Source organism: Cupriavidus sp. 2SB (genome assembly GCF_005503625.1).
In the GTDB taxonomy this organism is placed as follows: Bacteria; Pseudomonadota; Gammaproteobacteria; order Burkholderiales; family Burkholderiaceae; genus Cupriavidus.
Window position 1 is genome coordinate 184,501 of the sequence record NZ_SCMX01000001.1, and the last position, 9,543, is coordinate 194,043.

Annotated in this window: 8 protein-coding genes; 2 read left to right on the plus strand and 6 right to left on the minus strand. The window is 65.1% G+C overall.

Going from position 1 to position 9,543, the window contains the following annotated elements; all coding sequences use genetic code 11:
* The first annotated feature begins 13 nt into the window (after positions 1–13).
* Entirely contained in the window at positions 14–1,936 is a 1,923-nt protein-coding gene (ggt, locus tag FFS21_RS00935; protein WP_137923058.1) for a gamma-glutamyltransferase, read from the plus strand.
* Positions 1,937–2,066: 130 nt separating this feature from the next.
* Here ggt and FFS21_RS00940 read toward each other — a convergent pair whose 3' ends face one another.
* The 4 genes from FFS21_RS00940 to FFS21_RS00955 form a co-directional block, all read right to left on the minus strand.
* Positions 2,067–3,071, minus strand: a complete 1,005-nt coding sequence (locus FFS21_RS00940) for a Bug family tripartite tricarboxylate transporter substrate binding protein (RefSeq protein ID WP_137923059.1) — start codon at positions 3,069–3,071, stop codon at positions 2,067–2,069.
* Positions 3,072–3,328: 257 nt separating this feature from the next.
* Positions 3,329–4,405 carry a phosphotransferase gene (locus tag FFS21_RS00945; RefSeq protein ID WP_137923060.1) on the minus strand — a complete coding sequence of 359 codons (1,077 nt, stop codon included), beginning with the start codon at positions 4,403–4,405 and terminating at the stop codon, positions 3,329–3,331.
* Between the two features lie 61 nt (positions 4,406–4,466).
* Complete coding sequence (locus tag FFS21_RS00950; RefSeq protein WP_137923061.1) at positions 4,467–5,246, minus strand: oxepin-CoA hydrolase, alternative type; 780 nt, start codon at positions 5,244–5,246, stop codon at positions 4,467–4,469.
* A 67-nt stretch (positions 5,247–5,313) separates the two neighbouring features.
* Complete coding sequence (locus tag FFS21_RS00955) at positions 5,314–6,837, minus strand: 3-hydroxyacyl-CoA dehydrogenase (RefSeq protein ID WP_137923062.1); 1,524 nt, start codon at positions 6,835–6,837, stop codon at positions 5,314–5,316.
* A gap of 188 nt (positions 6,838–7,025) precedes the next feature.
* On the opposite strand from FFS21_RS00955, the gene FFS21_RS00960 reads away from it, so the two are divergent.
* Positions 7,026–7,667, plus strand: a complete 642-nt coding sequence (locus FFS21_RS00960) for a glutathione S-transferase (protein WP_137923063.1) — start codon at positions 7,026–7,028, stop codon at positions 7,665–7,667.
* A 170-nt stretch (positions 7,668–7,837) separates the two neighbouring features.
* On the opposite strand, the gene FFS21_RS00965 is transcribed toward FFS21_RS00960, so the two are convergent.
* On the minus strand, positions 7,838–9,007 hold the full coding sequence (locus tag FFS21_RS00965) for a pyridoxal phosphate-dependent aminotransferase (RefSeq protein ID WP_137923064.1): 1,170 nt from the start codon (positions 9,005–9,007) through the stop codon (positions 7,838–7,840).
* A 53-nt stretch (positions 9,008–9,060) separates the two neighbouring features.
* Positions 9,061–9,543, minus strand: a 483-nt coding sequence (locus FFS21_RS00970) for a putative toxin-antitoxin system toxin component, PIN family (protein WP_249359025.1), incomplete at its 5' end; no start/stop codon positions are given.

A 9,543-nucleotide genomic window follows, 5' to 3' on the forward strand; every position in this document is an offset into this window, starting at 1 on the left:
AAGGAGTGACGGCATGACGGACGCAGCGGCAACATCGCCTTCCCAGGCTTCCCGGGTGACTCGATCCACCCCTTCCGATTCCCTGCGCTGGCGCGGTGCACTGGCTGCGGCGCTGGCCACGTTGCTGGCGGCGTGCGGCACCACGGCGGAGAAGGCGGCACCGCCTGCCGCACGGCCAGCTGCCACCGCACAGCCTGCCCCGGCCGCCATGCCGCCGGCCCCCGAGGTCTCGTCGGGCTACCGGCCCGGCATGACCACCACCTTCGCCCAGAAACACATGGCTGCCGCTGCGAACCCGCTGGCGACCGAAGCCGGGCGCGAGATCCTGCGCGCGGGTGGCTCGGCCATCGACGCCGCCGTGGCAATGCAGGCCGTGCTGACGCTGGTGGAGCCACAGGCCACGGGCATCGGCGGCGGCGCCTTCATCATGTATTGGGACGGCAAGCGCGTGCAGGCTTACGATGGCCGCGAAACCGCACCGGCTGGCGCCACCGAGAACCTGTTCATGCGCGCTGACGGCAAGCCGATGGAGTTTTCGGAAGGGCAGATCGGCGGTCGCTCGGTGGGTGTGCCCGGCGTGCTGCGCGCGCTGGAAATGGCGCATCGCGATCATGGCCGCCTGCCGTGGGCACGGCTGTTCCAGCCGGCCATCAAGCTGGCCGAGAACGGCTTCCCGATGTCGCAGCGGCTGTACACGCAGGTGGCGGCTGACAAGTTCATGGGCGGCTCGCCCGAGATGACCGCGTACTTTCTCGACGGGCAGGGCAAGGCGAAAGCCGTGGGGACGATGGTCAAGAACCCGCAACTGGCACAGACGCTACGCGATATTGCACGGCATGGTCCGAACGTGTTCTACAACGGGCCAATTGCGCGCGAGATCGTTACCAAGGTCAACGGCCACGCCAATCCCGGCAGCCTCTCGCTGGCGGATCTGAAAGGCTACAAGGCCAAGGTGCGTGTGCCGGTCTGTACCGACTATCGGCAATGGAAGATCTGCGGCATGCCGCCGCCGTCGTCAGGTGGTATCGCCATTGCGCAGATCCTCGGCACGCTGGAGGCGCTGGAGAAACGTGATCCGCGCTACGCGCTGGCCAGCCTGAAGCCCACTGCCGTCAGCCTGCCCTCGAAGGTCGAGCCGAATCCTCTTGCCGTGCATGCCATCGCCGAAGCCGACCGGCTCGCCTACGCCGACCGTGGCCTGTATGTGGCCGATGCCGACTTCGTGCCGGTGGACGTGGCGGCGATGGTCAGCCCTGGCTATCTGGCCGAGCGCGCTGCCCTGATCGGCGACAAGAGCATGGGCAAGGCCCAGCCGGGGACGCCGCCGGGCGTGAAGGTGTCGTTTGCACCGGACCGTTCGCCGCCGCGCATCTCCACGTCACAGATCGTGGCCGTGGACAACCGGGGCGGGGCGCTGTCGATGACGACCACGATCGAGTCGTACTTCGGCTCCCACATCATGGTGCGCGGCTTCATGCTCAACAACGAGATGACCGATTTCTCGTTCACGCCGACCGAGAACGGCAAGCCTGTGGCCAACCGCGTGGAACCTGGCAAGCGTCCCCGCTCCTCCATGGCTCCGACGCTGGTCTTCGATCGCCAGAGCGGCAAGTTCGTGGCGGCGCTCGGCTCGCCGGGTGGGTCCCAGATCATCGAGTACGTGTCGAAGACGCTGGTCGGGCTGCTGGACTGGAACATGGACGTGCAGCAGGCCGTGGGCATGGCCAACTTCGGCAGCCGCAATGGTCCGACCGAAGTGGAGCGGGGCCTGGTGACACCGCAACTGGTGGAGGCGCTGAAACAACAGGGCCATCAGGTGGCCGAGATCGAAATGACCAGCGGCACGCAGGCCGTGATGCGCAAGACCGTCGACGGCAAGCAGGTCTGGGCCGGTGGCGCCGATCCGCGCCGCGAGGGTGTGGCGCTGGGGGATTGAGGGCTCGCGGCTAAAGAAAAACGGGCGCGAAGTTCGCGCCCGTTTTCGATGGCTCTGCTGACGGTGTGGCAGGATGGTTCAGGGCGAAGCGGTTCTGGCTAGGCCGCCAGAATCGTCCTGAACCAGCCTGTTATGCGTCCAGTTTTACTCCGGCGGCTTTCACTACCTGTGCCCAGCGCTTTTCTTCGGCGCTGAACCACTTGCCGGTATCGGCCGGGTTCATCGTCACGACTTCCGCACCCTGGCCAGCCAGGTTGGCGCGGATTTCCGGCGTGCGGATGATGCGGACCAGTTCGGTGTTGATGCGTTGTACCAGCGCGTCGGGCATACCGGATGGCGCCATCACGCCTTGCCACGTGCCCGACTCGAAGTTCGGCACGCCGCTTTCGGCGATGGTCGGCGTCTGGCTGACGAGCGCCATGCGCGAGCGCTTGGACACGGCCAGCAGCTTGAGCTTGCCCGACTGCACATGCGGCAGCGTGGCGAGCATGCCGTTCATCAGCACTTGTGCGGTGCCGCCAACGGTGTCGGCAATCGCCTGTGCACCGCCCTTGTAGGGCACGTACTGCCACGCTGCCTGCGTTGCTTGCTGCACGGCCACGCCGGCCAGGTGCGGCGCGCTGCCGATGGCGGTCACGGCGAAGTTCAGCGGCTGCTTGTGCGACAGCGCCACCAGTTCCTTGAGGTTGTTGGCCGGCACGGACGGATGCACGACCAGCAGGTGCGGCGAGTAGGCCAGCATGCCCACAGCCTTCAGGTCCTTGTCCGGATTGAACGTGAGCTTGGTATAGACCGATGGGCTGATGGCCAGCGCGCCCACGTCGCAGAGCAGCAGCGTGTGGTTGTCCGTACCCGATTGCGCCACGATCGCCGCGCCGATGTTGCCGTTCGCGCCCGGCTTGTTATCGACCACGACGGCCTGGCCCAGCGCTTCGCCCAGCGGCTTGCTGATCAGGCGGGCGATGATGTCGGACGAGCCGCCGGCGGGGTAGGGCACCACCAGGCGAATCGGCTTGGTCGGCCACTTGTCCTGCGCCCAGGCGGACGCCGGCGCCAGAATGCCAGACGTGCCAACGGCACCCAAAGCGGCCAGGCCGGGAAGCTGGCCGAGAAATTGGCGGCGAGAAGAGGTCATGCTGTGTCTCCAGTCAACACTTATCATCAGTTGTCGTACAACGAATGGAGGGAAGTGTAGGCTGGCGCGCGGTCCGGGTCTATCGGGAAAACACGTAGAGCGCGCGTCTAATGTAGGGACATGGAGGCAAGAGCACGGCCCTCGGGTGGTTCATCAGTTGTCTGACGACTGTATGTTTTGCTCCCCCGCCGGTCTGCTCCCCTCTCGCACTTTGCGGGAGAGAGGAGCAAACCTTGGGGAGAGGGGATGCCTAAGCCTCAAGCCCCCGCCTTCTTCGCATACTCCCACCCCATCTCCGCCATCGGTCGGGCCCGTTTGCCGGCGTCCAGCGCCTGCGCCGACGATGCCGTGCCGTCCACGACGCGCTTCATGATGCCCTGCAGGATCCCGGCGATGCGGAACATGCTAAAGGCGAGGTAGAAATTCCAGTCGCCGGTGATGGGGCGCCCCGTGCGCTGTTCATACAGGCGGCGATACGTAGCCTCGTCGGGAATGCCCAGCGCCGCATGGTCGAGTCCCGCGATGCCGCGGAACTGGCCCGGCTGGATATGCCAGCTCATGCAGTGGTAGCCGAAGTCGGCCATCGGATGGCCCAGCGTCGACAGTTCCCAGTCCAGCACGGCCAGCACCTTCGGCTCGGTGGGGTGGAACATCAGATTGTCGAGGCGGTAGTCGCCGTGGACGATGCTGGTCAGCTCGGAGGATTCCTGAGGAATATGCTCGGGCAGCCAGGCGATCAACTGGTCCATGGCCGGGATCGACTCCGTCTCGGACAGCTTGTATTGCTTGCTCCAGCGCTCGATCTGGCGCTGGAAATAGTTGCCGGGCTTGCCGTAGTCGGCCAGCCCGATGGCCTTGTAATCCACCGAATGCAGCGCGGCGATGACGCGGTTCATCTCGTCATAGATGGCGCCGCGCTCGCTGGTGGTCATGTCCGGTAGCGACTGGTCCCACAGCACGCGGCCGCTGACGAATTCCATGATGTAGAAGGCGCGGCCGATCACATCCTCGTCCTCGCACAACGCGTACATATGCGCCACGGGAACGTCCGTGCCGGCCAGCGCCTTCATCACGCGGTACTCGCGCTCGATGGCGTGCGCCGACGGCAGCAGCTTGGACTTCGGCCCCGGCTTGGCGCGCATCACGTAGGTCTGACCCGGCGTGATCAGCTTGAAGGTGGGGTTCGACTGGCCGCCCTTGAACTGCTCGATGGTGAGCGGGCCGGCGAAACCTTCCACATGCTCGCGCATCCAGGCTTCGAGCGCGTCCATGTCGAAACGTTGCTGGTCTGCTACCGGACGCGTGCCTTCAAAGTGCGAAACGTTGGTGCTCATCGTTGTCTCTCTCCGCAATGTCTTTGTTTTGTGATCGTTGTCGGAACCGGGCGGTGGATGCCTAGCGGTAGTCGGGCTTGCGCTTTTCGAGGAAGGCGCTGATGCCTTCGCCGCCGTCCTTGTGATGCAGCGCGGCCACAAAGCTGTCGCGCTCGGCAAGCAGGTGTTCGCTCAGCGTGGCCGTGCCCGCGTAGTTGATCAGTGCCTTGATACCGCTTACCGCATTCGGCGATTCACGGCCGATGTTTGCGCCGATGGCCAGCGCCTCGGTCAGTGCCTGTCCCGGCGCGACCACGCGATTGACGATGCCGAAGTGTGCCAGACGAGCCGGGTCCACCGGTTTGCCTTCCATCATCATTTCGCTGGCCAACTGGCGCGGCAGCATGCGCGCGAGTTCGTACGAGCCGCCGCCATCGGGCGTCAGGCCCACCTTGACGTAAGCCATCACGAACTTGGCATCGCTGGCGGCCACCACGAAATCGCAGGCCAGCACGATCGAGAAGCCAGCGCCAGCGGCGGGGCCTTCCACGGCGGCGATGATCGGCTTGGGGAAGGCGTGGAACGATTCGATCCACGCATTCAGCACGCCGATGCTTTCCTCCTGCACCGAAGGCGGTTGCGAGCGATTGCCCAGCAGGCGGTTCAGGTTGCCGCCCGCGCAGAACACGCCGTCGGCGCCAGTCAGCACCACGGCGCGGATCGAATCATCGGTAGTGGCTGCGTCGAGCGCCTTGCGAGAAGCGGCGTAGATGTCCGGATGCAGCGCGTTGCGGGCTTCCGGGTTGGAGATGGTCAGGACGAGCGTCGAGCCGACGTGTTCGGACAGCAGCTGGGCAGTCATTGCAGCCTCATTGTCTGGGGGAAACAAAAAGGCGCCCCGTGTCTCATCGGGGCGCCCGCTTCAAAAATCAGGCTTCTTCGGTCAGCAGCGACAGGCCAAGGCCCGCACGACGCCACAGCCAAGGGCTCGGGCGATAACGCATGTCACCGGTCAGTTGGTTCATGTTGCGCAGCACTTCCAGGATCACGTCGGCGCCGATCGTATCGCCGAGGGCCAGCGGACCCTTCGGATAACCGAGGCCCAGGTTCACGGCCAGGTCGATATCGGTCGGCGTGGCAATGCGTTGCTGCGCGATGTCGCTGGCGATGTTCACGATGCAGCCGATGATGCGCTGGGCGATGAAACCGGCCGAGTCGCGAATCACGGTCACCGGCACGCCATCGCTGGCGAACAGGCCGTGCGCGGCGTCGCGTGCGGCAGCGCTCGTGGCCGGCGTGGTCATCAGCGTGCGGCGCTTGGTGGCTTCGAACGGCAGCAGCGTGTCGATGGCGATTACGCGCGTGGCGTCCAGACCTTCCTGCAGCGCCGCCGTGGTGGCATCCAGACCCAGCGGCGTCACGACGATCAGTGCATCGGCGGACGGCGTATTGCCGCCTTCGACGTTGGCCCCGAGCGCGCCCAGCAGCTTCACAGCCATCGCGTGCCCACGCTCGTTGGCGCGGCTCACCCAGACGCTGGCCGGACGGCTGTCAGGCACGGCCTTCGTTGCGGGAATCTGCTTCTGGCCTTCCGGGTACGCGTAGAAGCCCGCGCCGGTCTTGCGGCCCAGCAGGCCCCCCACCGAACGCAGCGCCGTGATCGGCGACGGACGGTAGCGCGGTTCCTGGTAGAACTGGTTGTAGATCGATTCCATCACCGGGTGCGACACATCCAGCCCGGTCAGGTCCATCAGTTCGAACGGACCCATGCGGAAGCCAGCCTGCTCACGCATGATGTTGTCGATGTCGACGAACTCGGCCACGCCTTCCTGCGCAGCCTTCAGGCCCTCGATGTTCATGCCGCGGCCGGCATGGTTCACGATAAAGCCCGGCATGTCCTTGCAGCGCACCGGCGTGTGACCCATGCGGCGCGACAGCTCCATCAGGCGGTCGCCGATGGCGGGGTCGCCCGAGAGACCGTCGATGACTTCGACGACCTTCATCAGCGGCACCGGATTGAAGAAGTGATAGCCGACCACGCGGCCCGGCTTCTTCGATCCCACGGCGATGGCCGTGATCGACAGCGACGAGGTATTCGACGCAATCACGGCGTCTTCACGCAGAATGGCTTCGAGCTTGGCCACGAGGTCGCGCTTGACGTCGAGGCGTTCCACAATGGCTTCCAGCACCATGTCGCAGCCGGCCAGGTCTTCCAGCGCGGTGCAGGCCTTCACGCGGGCCAGCGCGGCTTCGCTGTCGGCGGCGCTGATCTTGCCCTTGTCGGCCAGCTTGGCAAAGGTGTCCTGCAGGTACTGGCGCGCGGCGGCCACGGCCTGGGCATTGACGTCGAACAGGCTGACCGTCAGGCCCGCCTGGGCGGCGATCTGGGCGATGCCCCGGCCCATGGCGCCCGTGCCAACGATGCCGAGCGACTGTATGGTGGAATTGCTCATTGTTGGTCCAAAAAAGTTGTGGCTAAATTAGCACGATCGTACGTTTTCTGCACCTTTCGCGACAGTGGGGCCGCGCATGCGGCGTGCGCTGATCGGACAGATGGGGCAGGGCGGAAGACGCTGGTGCGACCTTGGGGCGACACCGGACATACGACAAACCTTCGCACACACATTCGGAGAGAGACGACATGCTGAAGCTCTGCGGTTTTGCCGCCAGCAACTACTACAACAAGGTGAAGTTGGCGTTGCTGGAAAAGAACCTGCCGTTCGAGGAAGTGCTGGCCTGGATCGGCGAGACCGACCTGGCCGCGTCGCCGCTGGGCAAGGTGCCCTACATCATCACCGATGCCGGCCCGCTGTGCGAGTCCGAACCGATTGCCGAGTACATCGAAACCACGTACATCCAGTCTCCGCTGCTGCCGAAAGACCCGTATCAGGCCGCCAAGGTGCGCGAACTCGTCACCTTCCTGGAGTTGTATCTGGAACTGACCGCACGGGAACTGTATGGCGAGGCATTCTTCGGCGGCAAGGTCAGTGATCGCGTGAAGGAGCGCCAGCGCGCGCTGCTGGACAAGTACATCCCCGCCTTCGGCAAGCTGGCGAAATTCTCGCCTTACATCGCCGGCGACACCTTCACGCTGGCCGACTGCGCCGCCATCTGCCACCTGCCGCTGGTCTCGTCGTGCACGAAGATCATCTATGGCGAGGACCTGCTGGCGGGCCTGCCGGTGAAGGAATACCTGAAAGCAATGTCCGAGCGCCCGACCGTGCAGAAGGTCAACGCGGAACGGAAGGCGAATACGGAGTTGATGATGAGCCGGAATCGGTGAGCGACTTGATTCCCATCGATGGGTTTGTTCCCCTCTCCCGCGAGCGGGAGAGGGGTTAGGGGAGAGGGCCAGCATTTCAAATTGCGACAAGCCGGCAAGCAGAGCCGCTCGCCCTCTCCCCCGCCCCTCTCCCGCAAGGCGGGAGAGGGGAGAAAACCGGCGCGGGGAGGTTAGATCTTCCCCAACCGCTCCAACGCCACCTTCAGCGTCTCTTCCTTCTTCGCAAAGCAGAACCGCACCACACCCGATTCCCTCGGCTCGGAATAGAACGCCGAGACCGGAATCGCCGCCACGCCGATCTCGCGCGTCAGCCACATCGAGAAGTCGGCTTCGCTCATGTCCGAGATGGCCGAATAGTCCACGCACTGGAAGTACGTGCCGTCCGACGGCAGCAGCTTGAAACGGGAGCCGGCCAGTCCTGCGCGGAAATAATCGCGCTTGGCCTGATAGAAGCCGGAGAGGTTCAGGTACGGCGCGGGATCGGCCATGTATTGCGCCAGACCGTATTGCACCGGCGTGTTCACGGTGAACACGTTGAACTGGTGGACCTTGCGGAACTCGTTCATCAGCGCGACGGGCGCGGCCACGAAGCCCACCTTCCAGCCCGTGACGTGATAGGTCTTGCCGAAGCTCGACACCACAAAGCTGCGGCGCGCGAGTTCGGGATGGCGCGCCACCGATTCATGGCGCTGGCCGTCGTAGACCATGTGTTCGTAGACTTCGTCCGACAGCAGCAGGATGTCCGTGCCGGCCAGCAGGTCGGCCAGTTGCTGCATGTCGTCTTCGCGCCAGATCGTGCCGGTGGGGTTGTGCGGCGTGTTGATCATGATCAGGCGCGTCTTCGGCGTGATCGCGGCGGCCAGCTTGTCGAACGGGATGCGGAACAGCGGCGCTTCCAGACGCACCGGCACGGCGGTGGCGCCGGCCAGTTCGATCGAAGGCAGGTAGCTGTCGTAGCACGGTTCCAGCACGATGACTTCGTCGCCCGGATGCACCACGCTCAGGATCGTGGTCAGCAGCCCCTGCGTGGCGCCCGCCGTCACCGTGATCTCGGTGTTCCAGTCGTACTGGTGGTCATAGAGCCTGGCGATCTTGGCGGCGATGGCTTGTCGCAGCGCGGGCACGCCCGCCATCGGCGGATACTGGTTGTGGCCGGCGCGCATGGCCTCGGCCACGGCCTCGACAATGCGCGGATCGCAATCGAAATCCGGGAAACCCTGCCCCAGGTTCACGGCGTTCTTCTCGGCGGCCAGCGCCGACATCACGGTGAAAATCGTCGTGCCGACGTTAGGCAGGCGAGAAGGGGGCGGATTCAGGGGAGCGAGCGTCGATTCGGACATGGTCGGTTGCGGAAACGTGAGAGAAACGGCTGCGACATTCTAGCGGCTAGTGGCTAGCGAGGCGCGTCCACGGTGGCCGGTGCTGGTGTCCACGCAGCCAGCCAGTTGGCGAACGCGGGCGGCGTGAGCACTTCCACGCCACTGGTGCGACGCAGGCGGCCCTTCAGCTTGAGCACGGCCTTGTCCTTCGAGACCAGCAGCACCGCGCGGGCGTGGTGCGCGAGTTCGATGAACTTCTGGTCATCGGTGTCGCGACACTTGGGCAGGCGGATGGCGTCAATCTGCTCCGGCTCCGGGAAGGGTTCGAGCGTGGTCAGTCGGTCCACCTCGGCCAGCGCGGCCGGAATATCGACGTTGAAGTGCGCGAACTGCGGATAGGCCAGCACGCGGCGCAGTTCCTCGCGGCAGTCGGCGCGGATCACGGGAGCGATCGTCCCTGCCGCCAGCGCGGCGCGGATCGGCTCCACATGGGGATCGCGGAAGACCAGCAGGTCCACCCAGACGTTGGAGTCGAGCACCACGCGGGGTGCCGGGAG